At 63.7% G+C, this 21,300-nt stretch carries 21 protein-coding genes; 13 read left to right on the top strand and 8 right to left on the bottom strand.

Annotated features, from left to right (window positions below):
* The first annotated feature begins 49 nt into the window (after window positions 1-49).
* The 5 genes from lgt to NS365_RS21050 all read left to right on the top strand — a co-directional run bounded on the left by lgt (window position 50) and on the right by NS365_RS21050 (window position 5,141).
* Window positions 50-919 carry a prolipoprotein diacylglyceryl transferase gene (gene lgt / locus NS365_RS21070; RefSeq protein WP_058602264.1) on the top strand — a complete coding sequence of 290 codons (870 nt, stop codon included), beginning with the start codon at window positions 50-52 and terminating at the stop codon, window positions 917-919.
* Window positions 916-2,007, top strand: coding sequence for a class I SAM-dependent methyltransferase (locus NS365_RS21065; protein ID WP_058602263.1), 1,092 nt, complete (start codon window positions 916-918; stop codon window positions 2,005-2,007). Before lgt ends, NS365_RS21065 begins: the two co-directional genes overlap by 4 nt.
* Window positions 2,008-2,054: 47 nt before the next feature.
* Entirely contained in the window at window positions 2,055-2,855 is an 801-nt protein-coding gene (pgeF, locus tag NS365_RS21060; protein ID WP_058602304.1) for a peptidoglycan editing factor PgeF, read from the top strand.
* A 29-nt stretch (window positions 2,856-2,884) separates the two neighbouring features.
* Window positions 2,885-4,036: a M24 family metallopeptidase gene (locus NS365_RS21055; protein ID WP_058602262.1), complete on the top strand. Its 1,152-nt coding sequence runs from the start codon at window positions 2,885-2,887 to the stop codon at window positions 4,034-4,036.
* Between the two features lie 172 nt (window positions 4,037-4,208).
* Window positions 4,209-5,141 carry a ribose-phosphate pyrophosphokinase gene (locus NS365_RS21050; RefSeq protein ID WP_058602261.1) on the top strand — a complete coding sequence of 311 codons (933 nt, stop codon included), beginning with the start codon at window positions 4,209-4,211 and terminating at the stop codon, window positions 5,139-5,141.
* 65 nt (window positions 5,142-5,206) lie between these two features.
* On the opposite strand, the gene NS365_RS21045 is transcribed toward NS365_RS21050, so the two are convergent.
* A complete protein-coding gene (locus NS365_RS21045; RefSeq protein ID WP_058602260.1) occupies window positions 5,207-5,908 on the bottom strand; it encodes an HAD family hydrolase in 702 nt (233 codons plus the stop codon).
* A gap of 233 nt (window positions 5,909-6,141) precedes the next feature.
* Here NS365_RS21045 and NS365_RS21040 point away from each other — a divergent pair, with 233 nt between their 5' ends.
* The 5 genes from NS365_RS21040 (at window position 6,142) to NS365_RS21020 (ending at window position 9,915) form a co-directional block, all read left to right on the top strand.
* Window positions 6,142-6,762, top strand: a complete 621-nt coding sequence (locus NS365_RS21040) for a 50S ribosomal protein L25/general stress protein Ctc (protein ID WP_058602259.1) — start codon at window positions 6,142-6,144, stop codon at window positions 6,760-6,762.
* Between the two features lie 94 nt (window positions 6,763-6,856).
* Window positions 6,857-7,585, top strand: a complete 729-nt coding sequence (gene pth / locus NS365_RS21035) for an aminoacyl-tRNA hydrolase (RefSeq protein WP_058602258.1) — start codon at window positions 6,857-6,859, stop codon at window positions 7,583-7,585.
* A gap of 72 nt (window positions 7,586-7,657) precedes the next feature.
* On the top strand, window positions 7,658-8,761 hold the full coding sequence (gene ychF, locus NS365_RS21030) for a redox-regulated ATPase YchF (RefSeq protein ID WP_058602257.1): 1,104 nt from the start codon (window positions 7,658-7,660) through the stop codon (window positions 8,759-8,761).
* Between the two features lie 261 nt (window positions 8,762-9,022).
* Complete coding sequence (locus NS365_RS21025) at window positions 9,023-9,502, top strand: MaoC family dehydratase (protein WP_058602256.1); 480 nt, start codon at window positions 9,023-9,025, stop codon at window positions 9,500-9,502.
* Complete coding sequence (locus tag NS365_RS21020) at window positions 9,499-9,915, top strand: hypothetical protein (protein ID WP_058602255.1); 417 nt, start codon at window positions 9,499-9,501, stop codon at window positions 9,913-9,915. The genes NS365_RS21025 and NS365_RS21020 overlap by 4 nt, the downstream gene beginning before the upstream one ends.
* Before the next feature lie 3 nt (window positions 9,916-9,918).
* Here the strand turns inward: NS365_RS21020 and NS365_RS21015 are convergent, their stop codons facing one another.
* The 6 genes from NS365_RS21015 to NS365_RS20990 all read right to left on the bottom strand — a co-directional run bounded on the left by NS365_RS21015 (window position 9,919) and on the right by NS365_RS20990 (window position 18,693).
* A complete protein-coding gene (locus NS365_RS21015; protein ID WP_058602254.1) occupies window positions 9,919-11,733 on the bottom strand; it encodes a GGDEF domain-containing protein in 1,815 nt (604 codons plus the stop codon).
* Between the two features lie 137 nt (window positions 11,734-11,870).
* Window positions 11,871-12,818 carry a cytochrome c1 gene (locus tag NS365_RS21010; protein ID WP_058602303.1) on the bottom strand — a complete coding sequence of 316 codons (948 nt, stop codon included), beginning with the start codon at window positions 12,816-12,818 and terminating at the stop codon, window positions 11,871-11,873.
* A 20-nt stretch (window positions 12,819-12,838) separates the two neighbouring features.
* Complete coding sequence (locus NS365_RS21005; RefSeq protein ID WP_058602253.1) at window positions 12,839-14,137, bottom strand: cytochrome b; 1,299 nt, start codon at window positions 14,135-14,137, stop codon at window positions 12,839-12,841.
* 17 nt (window positions 14,138-14,154) lie between these two features.
* Window positions 14,155-14,718, bottom strand: coding sequence for a ubiquinol-cytochrome c reductase iron-sulfur subunit (gene petA / locus NS365_RS21000; protein ID WP_058602252.1), 564 nt, complete (start codon window positions 14,716-14,718; stop codon window positions 14,155-14,157).
* A gap of 196 nt (window positions 14,719-14,914) precedes the next feature.
* Window positions 14,915-16,798 carry an ABC transporter ATP-binding protein gene (locus NS365_RS20995; RefSeq protein WP_058602251.1) on the bottom strand — a complete coding sequence of 628 codons (1,884 nt, stop codon included), beginning with the start codon at window positions 16,796-16,798 and terminating at the stop codon, window positions 14,915-14,917.
* On the bottom strand, window positions 16,795-18,693 hold the full coding sequence (locus tag NS365_RS20990) for an ABC transporter ATP-binding protein (RefSeq protein ID WP_058602250.1): 1,899 nt from the start codon (window positions 18,691-18,693) through the stop codon (window positions 16,795-16,797). Before NS365_RS20990 ends, NS365_RS20995 begins: the two co-directional genes overlap by 4 nt.
* 154 nt (window positions 18,694-18,847) lie before the next feature.
* On the opposite strand from NS365_RS20990, the gene NS365_RS20985 reads away from it, so the two are divergent.
* On the top strand, window positions 18,848-19,306 hold the full coding sequence (locus NS365_RS20985; protein WP_058602249.1) for a tRNA (cytidine(34)-2'-O)-methyltransferase: 459 nt from the start codon (window positions 18,848-18,850) through the stop codon (window positions 19,304-19,306).
* A 3-nt stretch (window positions 19,307-19,309) separates the two neighbouring features.
* On the opposite strand, the gene NS365_RS20980 is transcribed toward NS365_RS20985, so the two are convergent.
* Window positions 19,310-19,567: a hypothetical protein gene (locus NS365_RS20980; RefSeq protein WP_058602302.1), complete on the bottom strand. Its 258-nt coding sequence runs from the start codon at window positions 19,565-19,567 to the stop codon at window positions 19,310-19,312.
* Window positions 19,568-19,788: 221 nt separating this feature from the next.
* On the opposite strand from NS365_RS20980, the gene hemF reads away from it, so the two are divergent.
* Together hemF and NS365_RS23845 are read left to right on the top strand one after the other, a co-directional pair.
* Complete coding sequence (gene hemF, locus NS365_RS20975; protein WP_058602248.1) at window positions 19,789-20,697, top strand: oxygen-dependent coproporphyrinogen oxidase; 909 nt, start codon at window positions 19,789-19,791, stop codon at window positions 20,695-20,697.
* A 315-nt stretch (window positions 20,698-21,012) separates the two neighbouring features.
* Window positions 21,013-21,189, top strand: coding sequence for a DUF1059 domain-containing protein (locus tag NS365_RS23845; protein ID WP_082640309.1), 177 nt, complete (start codon window positions 21,013-21,015; stop codon window positions 21,187-21,189).
* Window positions 21,190-21,300 lie beyond the last annotated feature (111 nt).

The raw sequence follows: 21,300 nt of genomic DNA, 5'->3' as shown, positions 1-21,300 counted from the left end.
ACATCCTCCCCGCGCGTGCCCTGTCATGCAGCCTTGAGGATACCGCCCTATGCTGAGCCAAGCCGCCTTTGGCGTCCTGACCTATCCCGCGATCGATCCCGTCTTTCTTCAGATCGGCCCGATCGCGCTGCGCTGGTATGGGCTCGCCTATGTCGCGGGCATCCTGTGCGGCTGGATGTACGGGCGATATCTCGTCTCGACGCCGCGCCTCTGGCCGAATGGCGTCTCGCCGATCACCAAGACGCAGATCGACGATTTCATCGTCTGGATCACGATCGGCATCGTCGCCGGCGGGCGTCTCGGCTCGATCTTCTTCTATGATTTCGCGCGCATCGCGGAAGACCCGCTCTCGGCCTTCCGCATCTGGGAAGGCGGCATGTCCTTCCATGGCGGGTTGATCGGCGTGACGATCGCCATGCTCCTCTTCTGCCGCACGCAGAAGGTGCCCTTTTTCTCTCTCGTCGATGTGGTTGCGGCCTCGGTGCCCTTCGGTCTCTTTTTCGGACGCATCGCCAATTTTATCAATGGCGAGCTGTGGGGCGCACCGACGGATGTGGCCTGGGCCATGGTGTTTCCTCACGCCGGGCCGGAACCGCGTCATCCCAGCCAGCTCTATGAGGCGGGGCTGGAGGGTATCGTGCTTTTCCTGGCACTGCGCTTCGTGACACACGGGCTGAAGGGCCTCGGCCGTCCGCGCCTGACGGCGGGCGTTTTCATCTTCTTGTATGGCTGCGCGCGCATTTTCGTGGAATTCTTCCGAATGCCCGACGTACAACTCGGCTATCTCCTGGGAACGAGCTGGGTGACAATGGGCATGATCCTGTCGATCCCCATGCTGCTGGTCGGAATCTGGGCCGTTCTCACCGCCAAGCCGCGCGCCTATGAGCCGCGCGGCGACGCCGAACCGAGCCGCGTTTGACGCCGCTCGATCGGCGCATTCGCGCGGAGATCGCGGCGAGCGGGCCGATGCGGCTCGACCGGTTCTGGAACATCGCGCTATTCGACCGCGAGCATGGCTATTACGCGACGCGCGACCCGTTCGGCGCAGGCGGTGATTTCGTGACCGCGCCCGAGGTCAGCCAGATGTTCGGCGAATTGATCGGCGCATGGCTCGTTGCCGCCTGGCGCGAACTCGGACGCCCCTCGCCCTTCGTGCTCTGCGAGGTGGGGCCGGGGCGCGGAACGCTGCTTCACGACATGCTGCGCAGCATCCGCCAGATCGACCCCGATATGCTGCGCGCGGCGCGAGTACGGATCGTGGAAACCAGCGATCATCTGGCCGCGCTGCAGATCGAGCGCGTGTCGCGCTTCGACCTGCCGATCGCGCGGCATCGCCGGATCGAAGAGTTGGATCGCCTGCCGCTGCTTCTCGTCGGCAACGAGCTTCTGGACGCGATCGCCATTCGTCAGCTCCGTTTTGCGGATGGCGCATGGCGCGAGCGAGAGATCGGTCTGAATGCGGATGGCGCTTTGGTCCTGTCCGGCGGCACGCCCCTGCGCGCCGTGCCCGCGCCACTGGCGGAACTCGGGCGGCCCGAAGAAGGCGCAGTGTTCGAGTTTTCGCCCGAACGCGACGGCTTTATCGGCACCCTCGCCGGGCATATCGCGAGCCAAAACGGCGCGGCGCTGCTGATCGATTACGGTCACCTCGCGACCGGCTTCGGCGACACGCTCCAGGCTTTGCGCCGCCACCGCTTCGCTTCCGCGTTGGAGGGGGTGGGTGAAGCCGACATCACCAGCCATGTGGATTTCGCGCGTGTGCTGGCGCTTGGATCTGCGCTTGGGGTTGCCCATGTGGGCGCGATGACGCAAGGGGCCTTTCTCCTGGCGCTCGGCCTTTTGGAGCGCGCGGGCGCGCTGGGGTCCACCATGGACGAGGCTGGGCAGCGCGATTTGACGGCGGCCGTGCATCGGCTGGCGGGCAACGGGCCGGGTGATATGGGCGATCTCTTCAAGGTCGCAGCATTCTCCAGCGCCCCTCTCACCCTCCCTCCGTTTCGCATTTGAGGAGAGTTTGATTGACTCCCACGTCCCCCTCGCCCACCATCAGCGACATGTCCGGTCGCACCGCCTCATCAGCCGCCCTGCGGCCCGACGACGTTCTCCAGGCGGACGCGCTCTCGCGTTCCCGAGTCCATCATGCCTTCTTCACGCGCTCGGGCGGCGTCTCCGAGGGCATCTATCGCGGTTTGAATGTCGGGGTCGGCTCGAACGACGATCCTGACGCCGTGCAGAGGAATCGCCAGACCGCCGCCGCGTTTCTGGGCTCGGCCGATGGCGTGATTGCGACGCCGTGGCAAATTCATTCGCCCGATGTGGCTGTCGTGACGGAACCGTTCGGCACCGAGCGGCCGAAGGCCGACGCCGTGGTAACGAATGTCGCCGGATTACCGATTGGGGTCGTGACGGCTGACTGTGGGCCTGTGCTCTTCGCGGATGCGGAAGCCGGCGTGATCGGGGCGGCCCATGCGGGCTGGCGCGGTGCTCTCGGCGGTGTTCTGGATCGCACGTTGGAGGCGATGGAGGGGCTCGGCGCACGGCGCGATCGGATCATCGCCGTGCTTGGACCGACCATCACGCAGCCGAACTACGAGGTCGACGCCTCGATGATGGCTCCCTTCCTGGAAGAAAATCCGGCCAGCGAGCGCTTCTTCGCGCCGGGCCGAACGGCCGACAAGCGCCAGTTCGATCTCCCCGGCTATATCGTCGCGCGGCTGACGCGCCTCGGCGCGCAGGCGTCCTTCGTTGGTGCCTGCACCTATGCCGACGAGAACCGCTTCTTCTCGTTTCGCCGCACCACTCATCGCGGCGAGCCGGACTATGGTCGCCAACTTTCGGCCATCACCCTCGCCTGACCCGCTCCCTCAGCCCTTGAGCGAGATCCATGCTGCATTTTTCGCCTGACGAATTCGCAAACCGCCGCGCCCGCCTCCAGGCCGAGATGGCGGAGCGCAAGCTCGACGCGCTGCTCTTGTTCGCACAGGACTCGATGTATTGGCTGACAGGCTATGACACCTTCGGCTTCTGCTTCTTTCAGTGCCTCGTCGTGAAGGCTGATGGCGAGATGCGCCTTCTCACGCGCTCCGCCGATCTGCGGCAGGCGCGTCAGACCTCCAATATCGAGACGATCGTGCTCTGGCGCGATCGCGGCGGCGCGAACCCGGCGATCGAGCTTCGCGATATCATGGACGATATGGGCCTGCTCGGCGCGCGGATCGGCGTCGAATGGGCAACCCATGGCCTGACCGCCGCGAATGGCCGCCTGGTCGAGGAGAAGCTCGCCTCCTTCGGCACGCTGACCGAGGCGTCGGACCTCGTGCCTGCCCTGCGCCTGATCAAGAGCGACGCCGAGATTGTTCTGATCCGCCACGCCGCGCGCATGGGCGACGACGCGTTCGAAGAGATGCTGCCGCTGGTGCGCGAGGGCGCGGACGAATCCGCCCTGCTCCATGCGCTGCAAGGCTCCATTCTCCGTGCCGGCGGCGACTATCCCGCCAATCCCTTCGTTCTCGGCTCGGGCGAGGATGCGCTTCTGTGCCGCTATCGGTCCGGGCGCCGGACGCTGAGCGCGCAGGACCAGTTGACCGTGGAATGGTCGGGCGTGCGCGCGCACTACCATGCTCCCGCGATGCGCACCGTGATCGTCGGCCGCCCGCTGATCCGGCATGAGGAATTGTGGGCGGCCGCGCGGGACGGCCTCAGCGCCGTGGAAGACGCGATGCGACCCGGCCAGAGTTTCGGCGATGTGTTCGACGCCCATGCCCGCGTCATGGAAGAGCATGATCTCGTGCGACACCGGCTATCGGCCTGCGGCTACTCTGTCGGCGCGCGCTTCGCGCCCTCCTGGATGGAGCCGCAGATGTTCGTCGCCGGCAATGCCGAGCCCATCCGGCCGGGCATGACGCTGTTCGCCCATATGATCATCATGGAGCCGGACAGCGGAACGGCCATGTCGCTCGGGCAAACCTATCTGACGACCGACGGCGCGCCCGAAACCCTGTCTCGCCTCCCGCTGGACCTCGCCTTCACGGCGTGAGCGTCAGAACCTTGGATTTCGAGGCGTTTGCCATAGGCTTTTCTTTTGCGTGCTCGAAGCTTGAATCTTTCCATGATCTTGCTAAGAGCGCCCTCATACAGGCGGCGTTCCTGCCGCCATCGACCGCGCCCTGCGGCTCGAAGCGACCCCTCATGAACGGGTGCGGGACACGATGAAATTATTTGTGGGCAACTCCAATCGCAGCCTCGCCGAGTCCATCGGCAAGTATCTGGAGCTGCCTCTCGGCCTCGCATCCGTCAAGCGCTTCGCCGACCAGGAAATCTTCGTCGAAATTCAGGAAAACGTGCGTGGCGAGGACTGTTTCGTCATTCAGTCCACGTCCTACCCCGCCAACGATCACCTGATGGAATTGCTCATCATGATCGACGCGCTGCGCCGGGCCTCGGCGCGTCGCATCACGGCGGTTCTGCCCTATTTCGGCTACGCACGGCAGGACCGAAAGGCGGGCGGGCGCACCCCGATCTCGGCCAAGCTCGTGGCCAATCTGATCACCGAAGCCGGTGCCGACCGCGTCATGACGATGGATCTCCATGCCGGGCAGATCCAGGGCTTCTTCGACATCCCGACCGACAATCTCTTCGCCGTGCCGCTGCTGGCGCGCGACATCAAGGAACATCTGGAGACGGACCATGTGATGGTCGTGTCGCCCGATGTCGGCGGCGTCGTGCGCGCTCGGGCGCTGGCCAAGCGCCTCGACGCGCCGCTCGCCATCGTGGACAAGCGCCGCGAGAAGCCCGGCGAGTCCGAGGTCATGAACATCATCGGTGACGTGAAGGGGCGTCACTGCATCCTGATCGACGACATCATCGATTCCGGCGGCACGCTCTGCAACGCGGCCGACGCCTTGATGGCGGCCGGCGCCAAGGGCGTCCGTGCCTATATCACGCATGGCGTTCTTTCGGGCGGCGCGGTGGCCCGTATCGCGGCGTCCAGCATCGAGGAACTCGTGATCACGGACTCGATCGAGCCCACCAAGGCGATCCGCGAAGCCCGCAACATCCGCGTCGTCACCATCGCAACCCTGCTCGGCGAGGCCATCTCGCGCACCACGACAGAACAGTCCGTCTCCTCGCTCTTCGACTGACGTCTCGCCGCCGCAGCGACACGGCTTCGGCATCGCGCGAAGGCCTGAGGGAGGGCTGAAAACCGTCAGCCCTCGATCGTTTCGATGAGGGCGGGCAGATCGGCCAGCCCCTCGATCCGCCGAAAGCGGGGCGCCTCCAGCGGCGCTTCGGCATGTTCATATTCCCAGGTCAGCTCATGGGGCACGTGAACGCCCCAGGCGCCCGCCGCGAGCGCCGGCAGAACATCCGAGCGCAGCGAATTGCCGACCATCATGGCGCGCGCCGGCCCATCCCCATGCCGGTCGAAGACCTTGGCATAAGTCGCCTCTGTTTTGTCGGACACGATCTCGATTGCTTGGAAAAGCTCGCCAAGCCCCGACGCTGCCAGCTTGCGCTCCTGGTCGAACAGGTCGCCCTTGGTGATCAGAACGAGCCGATACCGCCCGGCCAGACGCTCCAGCGTCTCCGCAGCCTCTGCCAGGGGCTCCACGGGGTGGCGCGCCATCTCGCGCCCGAAAGTCAGAATGTCACGAACGAGGCTCGCAGGGGCGTCGTTGTCGGTCAACTCCAGAGCGGTCTCGATCATCGAAAGGGTGAAACCCTTGATGCCGAAACCATAGAATTGGAGATTGCGCTTTTCGGTCTCGAGCAACCGGGCGCGAATGCTCGGCAGATCGCCGTGCTCGGCCAGCAGAGCGGCGAAGCGCTCCTCGGTCAGCCGGAAGAACGTCTCGTTCTGCCAGAGCGTATCATCCGCGTCGAAGCCGATCGTGGTGAGTTGGGTCATGGAAATCGAGACCGAACAGATTGAGACGAGAAGCGTAGCCGCGCGCTTCCTCCCTCGCAAGACGCCCCGTTCTTGCGAAACCGGCCGCCCCGCGCTATAGGCACGGCGTCCGCGCGGACACCCTTGGAGGCAGCGCGGACGAGAAGCGGCCTGCCACGGCCGCTTTTCGTCGTTTCGGTCCGCAATGGCGGATACCGCCTCGACAACCTCTGAACAAACCAAAGGAACTCATCATGAGCGAGAGCTACACGGTCAAGGCCGAGCTGCGCGAGAAGGTCGGCAAGGGGGCCGCCAGGTATCTGCGCCGGAACAACATGGTTCCTGCCGTCATCTATGGCGACAAGCAGGACGCCCTCCCCATCGCGGTCCCCTACAAGGAGACCTTCCTCAAGCTGCACGCTGGCGGCTTCCTGACGACGGTCATCACGATCGACGTCGGTGGCAAGCAGATCAAGGTGCTGCCGAAGGACTACCAGCTCGACGTCGTGAAGGACACGCTGACCCACGTCGACTACCTGCGCGTTTCCGACCGCACGCTGGTCACGGTCCGCATCCCCGTCCACTTCGAGAACGAAGACGCGGCGCCGGGCATCAAGGCCAAGAACGGCACGCTGAACGTCGTCCATCACGACATCGAAGTGCACTGCCCGGCCGAGGCGATCCCGGAAGGCTTCACGCTCGACGCGTCGAAGCTCGACATGGGTGACGCGCTCCATGCGTCGGATCTCAAGCTGCCGAAGGGCGTTTCGCTTTCCACCGACGAAGACTTCGTGATCGCCACGATCGTTCCTCCGATGAGCGAAGAAGCGGACGAAGCCGAAGCCGGCGAAGCGGAAGACACCGAAGAGAAGTAAGCCGTTTCGGCTTGCTATACGGCGCGGGCGGGACACTTCTCGCCCGCGCCGTCCGCTTGAACGCGCAAAGTCAAGGCGCGAGGGATCCCGCACTATGCTGTTGATGGTCGGATTGGGCAATCCTGGCCCGCAATACGAGGGAAACCGGCACAATATCGGTTTCATGGCGGTGGACGAGATCGCGCGTGCCTTCTCCTTCGGCCCTTGGACCAAGAAGTTTCACGGTGAGATCGCGGAAGGCATGATCGACGGCCGGAAGGTCCTCCTGCTCAAGCCCCTCACCTTCATGAATGACAGCGGACGCTCCGTGCAGGCCGCCGCCAGCTTCTACAAGATCGCCCCCGCCGACATCGTGGTGTTCCACGACGAGCTGGATCTGCCGCCCGGCAAGGTGCGTGTGAAGCTCGGTGGTGGCCATGGCGGTCATAACGGCCTTCGCTCGATCGACGCGCATCTCGGCAAGGACTATCGCCGCGCGCGTCTCGGCATCGGCCATCCCGGCTCGAAGGAGCGGGTCAATCCGCATGTGCTCGGCGACTTCGCCAAAGTCGACCGCGAATGGCTCGAGCCGCTTCTCTCCGACATCGCGCGCCACGCCGGCGCTCTCGCCAAGGGCGAGGATGCGGTTTTCATGAACAAGCTCGCCTTGGCGACGGGGGGGTCGCAGGAGCCCGCCGGCGCGAAGGGCGCTGCACCCGCCAAGCCCGCAGCCGCCGTCAAAGGCCAGAGCCATATCCGGCAGGCCCGCCAAGGCGGCAAGCCCAGCCTCCCCGCGAGCGGCCCGATGGCGGGCATGTTGAAGAAGCTCTTCGGCGGGGACTGACAGTTTCGTAACGCAAATGCCCGCCTTCGCGGCGCGGCGATGGGTGCGTCACGCGCCCCTATAGGAGTGAGCATGGGCTTTCGCTGCGGCATCGTGGGTCTTCCGAACGTCGGCAAATCGACCCTCTTCAACGCCTTGACCAAGACCGCCGCCGCGCAGGCGGCCAATTATCCGTTCTGCACGATCGAGCCGAACACGGGCGATGTCGGCGTGCCCGACAAGCGCATGAGCGCCATCGCCAAGATCGGCAAGTCCGCACAGATCATTCCGACCCGCATCACCTTCGTCGATATCGCCGGCCTCGTGCGCGGCGCATCGAAGGGCGAAGGGCTCGGCAATCAGTTCCTCGCCAATATCCGCGAGGTGGACGCCATCGTCCACGTACTGCGCTGCTTCGAAGACGACGACATCACGCATGTCGAGGGTCGCATCAATCCGGTGGCCGACGCGGAGACGGTCGAGACCGAGCTGATGCTGTCGGACCTCGAAAGCCTGGAGCGCCGCATCGTCGGCGTGCGCAAGAAGGCGCAGGGCAAGGACAAGGAAGCCATGGCGCAGGTGCCGATCATGGAGGCCGTGCTCGCGCGCCTTCAGAACGGCGAGCCGGCACGCGTTCTTCTGGCGAGCTTCGATGCCGAGGAAAGGCGCGAGTTGCGCAACCTCAACCTTCTGACCTCCAAGCCCGTTCTCTATGTCTGCAACGTGGCGGAAGCGGATGCGGCGACCGGCAACGAATATAGCCGCGCCGTCGATGAGATGGCGAAGAAGCAGGGCGCGCGCGCCGTGGTGATCTCGGCCGCGATCGAGGCGGAGATCGCCCAGCTCGGCGAAGACGAGGTCAGCGAATATCTGGAGGCCATGGGTCTGACAGAGCCCGGCCTCGACCGCCTGATTTCCGAAGGCTACGCGCTTCTCGACCTCATCACCTATTTCACGGTGGGGCCGAAGGAGACGCGCGCCTGGACGGTGAAGCGCGGCGCGAAGGCGCCAGCAGCGGCCGGCGTGATCCATACCGACTTCGAGAAGGGCTTCATTCGCGCCCAGACGATCGGCTACGACGACTTCGTGACGCTGGGCGGAGAAGTGGCCGCCAAGGAAGCCGGCAAAGCCCGCGACGAAGGCAAGGAATATGTCGTGCAGGACGGCGACATCATGATGTTCAAGTTCAACGTCTGATCGGGGCCGGTCTGCTCCCGTAGCGTTTCCGACCGAGGCAGCATCGCCTTGGCGTTCGACAACTCGGTGGCCCTAGGCTCGCTGTGACCTGTCCCAATTTTTAAGAAGGCCGCGCCGTTTGGTGCGGCCCTTTGTGTTCGGGGTCGACCGACCGGTGCTGGGTCGGGAGTGTAAACTGAACGTCAAAGAGACATGGCGACCGCCGCTCGCAACACATGATAAACAAGTGCCGAGCGGCAGGGAGGGAGATCCTGCTGCATCATGGATGGGGAGGCCGTCAAATTGCGCCATTACGAAGACTTCACGCCCGGCACGATATTTGCGCTCGGCCCCTACCCTGTGGAGCGCGAGGCGGTGCTCGCTTTCGCCGAAGCCTTCGATCCCCAACCCTTTCATCTCGACGAGGAAGTCGCCGCCCGTTCGCTTCTCGGCGGCCTGTCCGCGTCGGGCTGGCATAGTGCGGCGATGATGATGCGCATGATGTGCGACAGTTTCCTTCTGAACAGTACCTCGCAGGGCTCGCCGGGCATTTCAGAACTCAAATGGATCCGGCCCGTGCGCCCCGGATATATTCTGGTCGGCGAAGCGGAAGTTCTGGAGGCTCGCCGATCCTCCACCCGGCCCGATCTCGGCATCTGCCGGATGCGTAACACGCTGCGGGAGCAGAGCACGGGCGAGACGCTGCTGACCTGCGACTATGCCGTGATGCTGAAGGCCGCCAGGGCCGAAAGCGCCGGATGAGCACGTTCGAGGCCATGGATATCGGGCGTGTCGATGATCTCGGGCGCGCTCGGTTCGACGGTGCGGAGGTCGCAGCCTTCTCAGCCGAGTTCGATCCGCTGACTCGTCCTCCCACCGTATCGCCACTGCATATCTGCGCGGCCTTCATGCGCTTGAATGTCGAGTTCCATCGACGCCAAGCCGCAGTCGGCGAGGCGTCGGTGTTCGGCCCCTCCCCCGGCGTCTCGGACATGATCTGGCACCGTCCCGTTCAGGCAGGGGAAACGCTCACCTATCGCCAGACGATACTCGACAAGCGCTCGGCCCCCCGCAGGCCGGGCTGGGGCATCGTGACCACCCGGATCGAAGCTCATGACGAGGCAGGAAAACTCGTCTTCGGGATGCGGGCTCGCGTTTATCTTCGGACCGACTGACGATCACGCGCCGGACCACCGCTTGGCATTCAGCGGATTGATGGTCGATGTTCTCGGCGCTCGGTCCGACCAGGTCGAAACGATGCGGTTGGTGATCCGCACGCGGTTTCGGCCAGCTTGTTTAGCGGCATAGAGGGCCTCGTCCGAATATTGATGGAGGCTGTTCCAGTCCAATTCGTCGCGCGTGGAGAAGGCGATTCCAAAGCTGGCGGTCACGCGAATGGGCTTCAGCCCGTCGCCGATTGCCACATCCGTCGCCTCGATACGGGCGCGCAGGCGTTCGGTCAGCATCTGCGTTTCGAACAGTTCCCCGTGCCAGAGAAGCACCACGAACTCTTCTCCCCCATAGCGTCCGACCAAACCGTTCAGACCGACTTCCGTGTCCAGAACGCGCGAGATAGCCTGAAGCACGAGATCCCCGCTCTTGTGGCCGAACGTGTCGTTGACCGCTTTGAAATGGTCAATATCCAAGGTCACGAGGGCGAGTTTCGTGCTCTGTGCCAAATGAGATGGAGGCCCGCTCTGACGCGCCGCATCGAAGCCCCGGCGGTTCAAAAGTCCCGTCAGCTCGTCCGTCACCGATAGGAGCCGGAGGCGCTCGGACAAGGCGGCGCGCTGCGTATCGGCCACGATCCTCTCCCGCTCGCGTTCCCGTAGGGTTTGGAGCGCTTGAAACAGGCTCTGCACCTGGGGCACGGACCCCGTATAGGGTTTCGTCTCGACCTCCCGCCGCTCGCTCACCGCGAGGATCTGATCGCGAAAGTCGAGAAGCGGGCGCAGGATCTGCCGGAGCGCGCTCCAGACCAGAAGCGGCAGGCCGAGGAGGATCAGGAGCGTCATCGCAAAGCTCATGATCATGCGGACAAGCGCCTCTTGGTCGTGCGCCCTCGCCTTCTCGACCATCTTGGCGAGGTAGACGTCACGAAGTTCGGCGATCGAGTCGGCCGTGCCCTGATAGACTTCAAGAATTTGGGCGGCGGAGGGCGTGGCCTTCCAAACCCTGTAGGAGTTCAACTCGACCTGTCTCGTCAGATACGGCAGCCCGCGATTGAGATAGTCTCCCTGAATTCGGGCAATGAGCTGGCCGATATCGGCTTCATCGCGAGAAAATCCCAACTGGGGCTCACCTACGTCCCAGAGCGAGCGAATGCGCTGCGTAATGCGCTGCGCCTGCATCTGCGCATCGGTGGACAGGATCGCGCCGGTCGCAAGATAGGGCACCACTTCCGACGGGAGCCTCAGCGCCGATTCGTACATCGATGCAAGCAGCCAGACCACCCCGACCTTGCCGCCGAGGTTGGGATCGGCCTTCTCGACGCGCCGGCACACAGCGACGATCATCGGCGCGATCGTTTCGGAGATGGACGACATGCCCCGAACGATCGAGACCTGAAGTCCGACCGGCCGTGCTGTCAGCGGCATAGACAGGAGCGAGTCCACCCGCGCGCGCTCGGCTTTCAAACGCATCCGCAGAAAATTGAAGTTGAGCTGCTGGTCGAGCCCAGTCGCCTTCGCTCGGTGTTCGAAACGGAGCAGCGCAGCGTCTGAATGCGCCCTCGACGTCGCGATGAGATCTGTCGCAAGACCATCCGTATTACGCGTGTTCGACAACGCGGTTTCCAGAGGTCGCCGCTCTTCGGCGATCGCCACGGCCGCATCGAAGGCAAGGGAGAAGGTGGCCAGTTCCTCCAGACTCGCGTTCGCGCGTGCCCTTTGCTCGAAAGCCCCGGTCAGAGTCATGGCTCCGAGCGCGGTCGATGCCAGAACCAACGCCAGCATCCCCGCACGGAACAATTGGAGCGCATTGGGGCGGCGCATTAAAACCTCCGAACGAACGATCGTCAGTTTGCAGAAGATCGGTAAACGAAGGGTAGAGACGAGCACCTTCCGTTGCGGATGCCCAATAAAAAAGGGGGCAAAGACGCCCCCTTCTTCGAAATGCCTCTGCGGCACGATCAGTGCGGCGTTGCAGCCCAGATCCGCTTCTTGACGAGATACAACATCACCGCGAAACCGATCAGGAAGATCATGACCACGAAACCGGTCGCCTTGCGGGCTACGAGATGGGGCTCGGCGGCCCACATCAGGAAGGCCGCGACGTCGCGGGCATATTGATCGACCGTCTGCGGCGCGCCGTCGTCGAAAGTAACCTGCCCGTCCGTCAGCGGCTGCGCCATGGCGAGGGCGGGACCCGAGATGAAGTACGGGTTGTAATGCGTGCCGGGCGCGATGGTGGTGTGTTCCGGAGGCGTTTGCCCATAGCCGGTCAGAAGGCCATGGATGTAGTCCGGCCCCCCTTCGGCATATTGGGTGAAGATGTCGAAGACGAAATAGGGGAAGCCACGCTCGACAGCGCGCGCCTTGGCGATCAGCGACAGGTCGGGTGGATGGGCACCGCCCAGCGCCGCTGCCGCCGCTTCAGGGTTGGGGAAAGGCGCCGGCAAGCGGTCGGCGGGAATGCCCGGCCGCTGGAACATTTCGCCCTGCGCGTTCGGTGCCGGGTCCGTGACCTGATACTCGGCAGCCAGCGCGCGGACCTGCGCATCCGAATACCCCAAGGCCGTGAGGTTACGGAACGACACGAGGTTCATGGAGTGGCAGGCCGAACAGACCTCCTTGTAGATCTTGAGGCCACGCTGAAGCTGACCGAGATCCCAATGGCCGAACGGACCCGCGAAACTCCAGCTCATATGCGGAGGTTTCTTGAGGGGATAATGCGGCGTTGCATGTTCGGTACCCGCCGAACCTGCCTCGGCCGCCTCCGCACCGCGCCCGGATTCGGGAGCGGCACCCGGCGCCTTGCCGGCTTCGGCAGCGGGAGCAGGCTCCTGCGCCAGACTGACGATCGGCATGCTGGCGGTCAGCAGCAGAGCTGCGAGGAGCGCTGACAGACGTCTCTTCATGGTCGAACTCTCCCGCGCCATCAGCCTTTGGTTTCCGGTGTCGCCGTCGCGCCCGCAGGCACGGAACGTCCGCCGCCATGCTTGGCGAGAACGGCTTCGGTGATCGAGTTCGGCAGCTTGTGCGGCTTCTCGATCAGCCCGAGAACCGGGAGAACGATCAGGAAGTGCGAGAAATAGTAGATCGTGCCGATCAGCGCGAGCGTCGGATAGATGCCCTCTGCCGGACGCGACCCGAGCCAGCCCAGGACCACGGCGTTCACCGCGAAGATCCAGAAGAAGATCTTATAGATGGGCCGGTAGTTCGTCGACTTCACGCGGCTCGTGTCCAGCCAGGGCAGGAAGAGAAGGATGATGATCGAGGCGAACATCACCAGGACGCCGCCGAGCTTGGAGTCGATCGGGCCGATATTGAAGGTGATGGCGCGCAGCATCGCATAGAACGGCAGGAAGTACCATTCCGGCACGATATGGGCCGGCGTCTGCATCGGGTTGGCCGGAATGTAGTTGTCCGGATGGCCCAGATAGTTCGGCATATAGAAGACGAAGTAGCAGAACACTGCGAGGAACACGACCATCGCGAGACCGTCCTTGATGGTCGCATGAGGCGTGAAGGGCACTGTGTCCTTGGACGACTTGATTTCGACGCCGGTCGGGTTGGTCTGGCCGGTCACATGCAGCGCCCAGATATGCAGGATCACGAGGCCCGCGATCATGAAGGGCAGAAGGTAATGCAGCGCGAAGAATCGGTTCAGCGTCGCGTTATCGACCGCGAAGCCACCCAAAAGCAACGTCTGGATCGCGTGGCCGACGCCCGGAAAGGCCGTGAAGAAGCCGGTGATCACCGTGGCGCCCCAGAAGGACATCTGGCCCCAGGGGAGAACGTAGCCCATGAAGGCGGTCGCCATCATGAGAAGGAAGATGATGACGCCGAGAATCCAGAGGACTTCGCGCGGGGCCTTGTAGGAGCCGTAATAGAGACCACGGAAAATATGCAGATAAACGGCGATGAAGAAGAAGGACGCGCCATTGGCGTGCATATAGCGCAGGAGCCAGCCCCAGTTGACGTCGCGCATGATGCTCTCGACAGACTGGAATGCGATGGCGGAATTGGCGGCGTAATGCATGGCCAGCACGACGCCGGTCAGAATCTGAAGGCCGAGGAACAGCGCCAGAATGCCGCCGAACGTATAGGCGTAGTTCAGGTTGCGCGGCACCGGGAAGGCCACGAAGGAGTCATAGAGAAGCCGCGGCAGCGGGAGGCGCGCATCGAGCCAGCGCATCACGCCGCTCGACGGCACATAGGACGAATGACCGCTCATGATCGGTTCTCTCTCCCTTAGCCGATACGAATCTTGGTGGGTGTCGTGAACTGGTAGAGCGGAATCGCCATATTCTCCGGGGCCGGGCCCTTACGAATGCGGCCCGCCGTGTCGTAATGCGACCCGTGGCAGGGGCAGAACCAGCCGTCGAAATCGCCCGACTGCCCGTTCGGCACGCAGCCGAGATGCGTGCAGACACCGATCATCACCAGCCACTTCTCCTGACCGATCGCCGCGCGGTTGGGATCGGTCGCCGGTGCGTCGGATGGAATATTGGCGTTGCGCGCGATCGGATCCTTCAGATCGGCGAGCGGAACGCCCTTGGCCTCATCGATCTCCTTCGCCGTGCGCTGGCGAATGAAGATCGGCTTGCCACGCCATTTGGCGGTGATCGACTGCCCTTCGGCCACCTGCGTCACGTCCACATCCACCTGCGCCAAGGCCAGCGCGGCGGCATCGGGATTCATCTGATCGATAAACGGCCAGACCGCCGCCACCGCTCCCACGGCGCCCGCTGCCCCTGTGGCAATGAAGAGAAAATCCCGTCGAGTGGGTTCGCTGCTGCTATGGTCGACGCTCACGGGCCCCTCCCCCTCCTTGAAGACCCGAGGGTTTGAACCCTGGAGCCGAGTTTCAGAGCCGGAAAGCCCCCCATAAGCCATTCCGGCAAACTCGGGTCCGCAGACCCGTTTTGCGCCAAATTTTTATGCGTCGGTTTGGAACTTGTCCAGACTGTGTCGGCAACACAAGCCACTCTGTCGCGACCCGGGAAAGCTTTTATTCCGCCGCTTCCTCGCCGAGGAACCCGCCGGACTGCCGGCGCCAGAGCGACGCATACAATCCGCCCCTGCGGATCAGCTCGGAATGCGTGCCTTCTTCCACGATTCGTCCGGCATCGATCACCACGAGGCGGTCGAGACTGGCGATGGTGGACAGGCGATGGGCGATGGCGATCACCGTCTTCCCCTCCATCATCGCTGCGAGATTGTCCTGAATGGCGGCCTCGACCTCCGAGTCCAGCGCCGAGGTCGCCTCGTCTAGAACGAGGATCGGCGCGTCCTTTAGAAACACGCGGGCGATCGCAATACGCTGGCGCTGGCCACCGGACAGCTTGACGCCGCGCTCGCCGACATAGGCGTCCATTCCGCTGCGCCCGTTGGGATCGCGCACAGTCTGGATGAAGTCCAGCGCGTCGGCGCGCCGGGCCGCCGCTTCGATCTCGGTCTCATTGGCGTCCGGGCGGCCATAAGCGATGTTGTCGCGAATCGAGCGATGGAACAGCGAGGTGTCCTGCGTGACGACGCCGATCGCCCCGCGCAGCGACGCCTGCGCAACATCGGATATCGTCTGGCCGTCCACGAGAATGCGCCCGCCTTCCACGTCGTAGAGCCGCAGCAGGAGGTTGACGAGTGTGGTCTTGCCCGCCCCCGAGCGCCCCACGAGCCCGACCTTCTCGCCGGGGCGGATCGAAAGGTTGAACCCTTGGATGACGCCGCCGCCCTTGCCGTAATGAAAGGTGACATCGCGAAACTCCACCGCCCCGCCCGAAGGGCGAAGGTCCGGCGCGTCGGGCTGGTCGGTCAATCTCGGCTGGAGCGACACCGTGGCGACGGCATCCTGAATCGTGCCGTAATTGCGCACGAGGCCGTTGATGTTGAACATCATCCAGCCGCTCATCTGATTGAGCCGAAGCACGAGGCCGAGGGCGGTCGCGACATCGCCGATGGAGGCACCGCCGACCGTCCAGGAATGAACGACGATGGCGCCGATGGCCGTCATCATCGCGCCGTTCAGAATGGCGACCGCCGTGCGCACGGCCGTCACCGCCCGCGTCATGGCGCGAACGGCTTCCACGAAGCGGCGGAACCCGTCGAGCACGAAAGCGTCCTGCCGGCGCGACGTGTCGAAGAGTTTTACGGCCAGGATGTTGGTGAAACTATCGACGATGCGGCCGGACATGACCGAGCGCGCATCGGCGGTTTCGCGTCCCGCCTTGCGCAGGCGCGGCAGAAGGTGGAACACGATCCAGCCATAGCCGAGCGACCAGACGGCCAGAACCGCGCCCATCCAGACATCCATCGCGCCCAGAATCGCGACCGCGAGAATGGCGAAGGTGATGAAGCTCCAAAACGTCTGGAGCGTGGTCACGATGAAATCGCCCGTGGCCTCGCCGACCTGTTGGACCTTCTGCGAGATGCGCCCGGCGAAATCGTTCTGGAAGAACGTGTAGGACTGGTCCATCAGCCGGCGATAGGCCTGCCAGCGAATGCGATTGTAGAGCGAGGGCGTGACGATCTGCTGTTCCAGCACGGCCGCCGCGAAGAGAATCACCGTACGCAGAACCAACGTCAGAAAGGCCAACCCCGCGAGCAGCGCCCAATGGTCGGCCAGAAGCGTCGCCGGCGAGGACGAGCCGAGCGCGTCCACCACCCAGCCAACGGCCGCATAGAGCAAGGCATCGACACCGCCCGTCAGCCCGCCCGTAATAAGCAGCGCGATGAAGGGGCCTTTGGCCTCGCGGGCAAAATGCCAGATAAAAGCGTTGGTGTTCGCGGGAAGCGGCCGCAGCGTGCCGACGCGCCGCGCGCGCTCGCTTTCCCCGCCTTCGTCGTCATAGGGGTCGATCACGCGCTCGAAGCGCTCCAGCAAGCGCTCCATCATTCGGCGGCTCGCTTGGCGCCGATACGGCCGGGCTGGGCGTCCGTATCGTCATCGCCGGCGTCGAGGAATCCGCCGACCTGCCGGCGCCAGAGCGACGCATAAAGGCCGCCACGCTCCAGAAGCTCGGTATGGGAGCCTTCCTCCACGATCTGTCCCTTGTCGAGCACGACGAGACGATCGAGCGCGGCGATGGTGGACAGGCGGTGGGCGACGGCGATCACCGTCTTTCCCTCCATCAGGCGATAGAGATTTTCCGCGATCGCCGCTTCCACTTCGGAATCCAGCGCGGAGGTCGCCTCGTCCAGAAGCAGGATCGGCGCGTCCTTCAGCATGACGCGGGCAATCGCGATGCGCTGGCGCTGGCCGCCCGACAGCTTGACGCCGCGCTCTCCGACTTCCGCGTCGAGGCCCCGCCGGCCTTCGCTGTCGGCCAGCGCCGCGATGAATTGCGACGCTTCGGCGCGATCGATGGCGCGGGTCAGATCATCCGCCGAGGCGTCCGGTCGGCCGTAAAGGATATTCTCGCCGATCGTGCGATGGAGAAGCGAGGTGTCCTGCGTGACGACGCCGATCTGCGAGCGCAGCGAGTTCTGCGTCACCTGTGAGATATCCTGCCCGTCAATCAGGATGCGCCCGCTCTCTACGTCGTAAAAGCGCAGGAGCAGGTTCAGAAGCGTGGATTTGCCCGCGCCCGAACGGCCGACCAGACCGATCTTCTCGCCGGGGCGGATGGTCAGCGAGAAGTCGCGCAGCACCGGTCCGGCCGCGCGGTGCGACACGGCCGAACCATAGGAGAAGCCGACAGCCTCGAAGCGGACCTCGCCCTTCGAGACGATCAGCGGCTGAGCCTTAGGCGCGTCGATCAGCGCGATCGGCTGGGTGAAGGTCGCGATGCCGTCGCGGATCGTGCCGATATTCTCGAAGAGTTCCGAGACCTCCCACATGATCCATTGGCTCATGCCGTTGAGACGCAGGACGAGGCCTATACCGACCGCGATCGCGCCGACCGTCAGGAGATTGTCGATCCAGAGCGCGATGCCGACCGCGCCGACCGAGAAAAGAAGCAGCGAGTTTAGGAAATAGAGCGTCGAGAAGAAAAGGTTGATAAGGCGCGCCTGCCCATGAACCGTGTGAAGGAACTCCTCCATCGAGCGCCGGGCGTGGACCGCCTCGCGCTCCGTATGGGCGAAGAGCTTCACCGTGCCGATATTGGAATAGGCGTCCACGACGCGGCCCGTCATCGCCGCGCGCGCGCCGGCCTGTTCCGAGGCCACGCGCATCAGGCGCGGGATGAAGTAGCGCAGCAGCAGGACATAGAAGAAGAGCCAAGCGACAAAGGGGAGCACGAGCCGCCAGTCCGCCGCCGCGATCATGAAGAGGATGCCGCTGAAATAGACCGTGACGTAGAGCATCACGCCGATCGACTTCATCACCGTTTCGCGCACGGCGAGCGCGGTCTGCATCAGCTTGGTGGAAATGCGGCCGGCGAATTCATCCTGAAAGAAGCCGAGCGACTGGTTGAGCAGCCAGTTGTGGACGCTCCAGCGAAAGCGCATCGGGAAGTTCGCGAAGATCGCCTGAAACGATATGAGCGATGAGGCGAAGGTCAAAAGCGGCAGCGCCAGAAGAACGACCGCGCCAATCAGCGCCAGCCGCCATCCCTCGCTCTGAACAAAGGTCTCGCGCGGCGTGGAGGACAGCCAGTCCACGATCTGGCCGAGAAAGCCGAAGAGCGAGACTTCGATGGCCGAAACCAGCGCCGTTCCGATGGCATAAAGCAGCAGCAGCGGCCACACCGGCCGGGCGTAGTGCCAGATGAAGCCGAATAGGCTCGAGGGCGGACTGGCCCGCTCCGAGGGAAAGGCGTCCACGAGGCGTTCGAAATAGGAAAACATGAGACCGATCCGATGCTGCCATACGCTCGCCCTCCCCTCGCAAAAGGGACGGGACAGGACGAAGAGGCTCATATAGGCAGGCTCGTCGCGCTTTCATGACAAAAGCGAAGTCGGGCTGCGATGCCACGACGGACCACAGGACGACGGAGCCAGAATGCCCCTATCCCTTGCTCTTTATCAGCCCGACATCGCCGGCAACACGGGAACCTTGCTGCGCCTCGGCGCCTGCCTCGGGATCGATGTGGAGGTGATCGAGCCGGCCGGCTTCGATCTATCGGATCGCAACCTCAAGCGCGCGGGCATGGATTATCTCGAGATGGCGCGGCTGGTGCGGCATGTGGATTTCGAGGCTTTCGAGCAGATGCGGCGCCAGGCCGGGCGACGGATGGTGCTGATGACCACGCGTGGCGCAACGGATTATCGCGACGTCGCCTTCGGTCCGGACGATGTGCTGCTTTTCGGGCGAGAAAGCGCGGGCGTGCCGGATCGCGTGCATGATCTCGCTGACATCCGTGCCGTGATTCCGATGCAGCCCGGCGCCCGCTCTTTGAATCTCGCTGTCAGCGCTGCCATGGTGGTCGGCGAAGCGATGCGGCAGCTTCGCGTCTCGTGAGCGTCAGTCCGCGGTCGGCAGGCGCCGCATGGTGAATTCCACCCGGTCCCCCGGCAGGAGACGCCAGCTTTCGACCTGCGTCCAATAAGCGGCCTTGGGAAACCGATCAAACCATTCGCGCGCCTTACAGCGCGCTTCGTCGCGCGGCAGCGTGTAGGTCTCGCGCAGGAACGGATCGACCGCCGAGCCGCCACGCGGGGAGCGCTCGCGGCGCAACTGACGCCGGAGCCCGTCGAGCGGTGGCTTGGGATAGGTCTGCAAGGTCAAGGCCGGTCTCGATCCCAGTATATCCTTGCCTACCATATGGTGACGGCGAGCGAATTGGCGAGTCCGTTGCTGCCTTTGTGCGACAGCCCCTGTGTAAAACTCGAACGCTCTTCATGACAGGGCTTGTCCCGGCTTTTCCGCGCGGAAACTTGCTGCTAGGCCGAAACGAGATTCGCGGGGGCTGAGCCCGCTGAGGCATAGGAAAGACCAGCAGGATGGATCGTCCCGAACTGCCCCAAGGCCTTCCCGCAGGGATCGACGAAAAGAAGGACATGGCGAAAGTCTGGTTCGAGGCGCTTCGCGATCGAATCTGCCAGAGCTTCGAACAGCTCGAAGACGAGTTCGGCGAGGAAACCGGCCTTTCGGCCGGACGCTTCGAGCGCACGCCCTGGAGCCGGGACAATGATGGCGGCGGCGGTGTCATGTCGATGATGCATGGCCGCGTGTTCGAAAAGGTCGGCGTCCACACCTCGACCGTCTTCGGCGAATTGTCGGAAGATTTCTCCAAGCAGATCCCCGGCGCTTCGGGCGATCGCAGCTTCTGGGCCTCCGGCATTTCGCTGATCGCCCATATGCGCAATCCCAATGTGCCGGCCGTTCACATGAACACGCGCATGGTCGTCACCACGAGCCAGTGGTTCGGTGGCGGAGCGGACCTGACGCCGACGCTCGACCGGCGGCGCACGGCCGAAGACCCGGACACGCAGGCTTTCCATAAGGCGCTGAAATTCGTCTGCGACCGGCATTCGGATGTCGCCGATCACACCCGCTTCAAGGAATGGTGCGACGAGTATTTCTTTCTGCCCCATCGCAATGAAGCGCGCGGCGTCGGCGGCATTTTCTACGATTGGCTGCATTCGCCCGACGAAAAGGGCGGTTGGGATGCGGATTTCGCCTTCACCAAGGATGTGGGCAAGGCCTTCCTCGTTATCTATCCGCATCTCATTCGGCAGAACGTCGTCAAGCCTTATACCGAGGCCGACCGCGACGAGCAGCTGGTGCGGCGCGGGCGCTATGTCGAGTACAACCTGCTTTACGACCGCGGGACGCTGTTCGGCCTGCGCACGGGTGGCAATGTGCACTCGATTCTCTCCTCGCTCCCACCGTTGGTGAAATGGCCCTAATCCCCTGTTTCGTGGGATTTGCTTGGCATGACAACAAATGTTCATGCCTGAACTTGTCTGATGATTGGACTTTACAGGGGGCACACTTGGAGCCCTACAACAAAAAATTCTGAAAAAGCCCCGCGCTTTGGTGAGACTGACCCTTCACAAGTCTTTTCTAAATGTTAACATACCTCATCCCACATAACCGTGGGTAGTGCGTACGGCTTTGGAGAGAGCGTGTGCGTCACCCGACTCCAGAAACCGTATTGACGATCATCACGCGCGACCCTTCCGCCGGTCCCGCCTGATCATTCGCGATTAGGGAGGCTATCCATGTTCGAACTCAATTGTTCCGGTGTCATTCCAGGCTGCAGCCGCGTCATCCGGGCGGATTCGCAGGCTGAAGTCATTCGCCGCGCCGTCGAACAAGCCAAACAGCTTGGCGTGCCGCAGATCACTCCGCGCATGATGGACGCGTTCCGCGACGGCACGCACGAAACCGCGCACTGACCATCCTGTCCGACGTCATGGGGCGGGCCGCATGCGGCCCGCTTTTTCGTGTCTTATACCAATCTGACGCTGCCGACGCACTACACTGTCTGGGTCTCGGTGGGCGACGTT

Source organism: Aureimonas ureilytica, from assembly GCF_001475935.1.
In the GTDB taxonomy this organism is placed as follows: domain Bacteria; phylum Pseudomonadota; class Alphaproteobacteria; order Rhizobiales; family Rhizobiaceae; genus Aureimonas; species Aureimonas ureilytica_A.
This window is presented reverse-complemented; position numbering and strand designations above follow the sequence as displayed.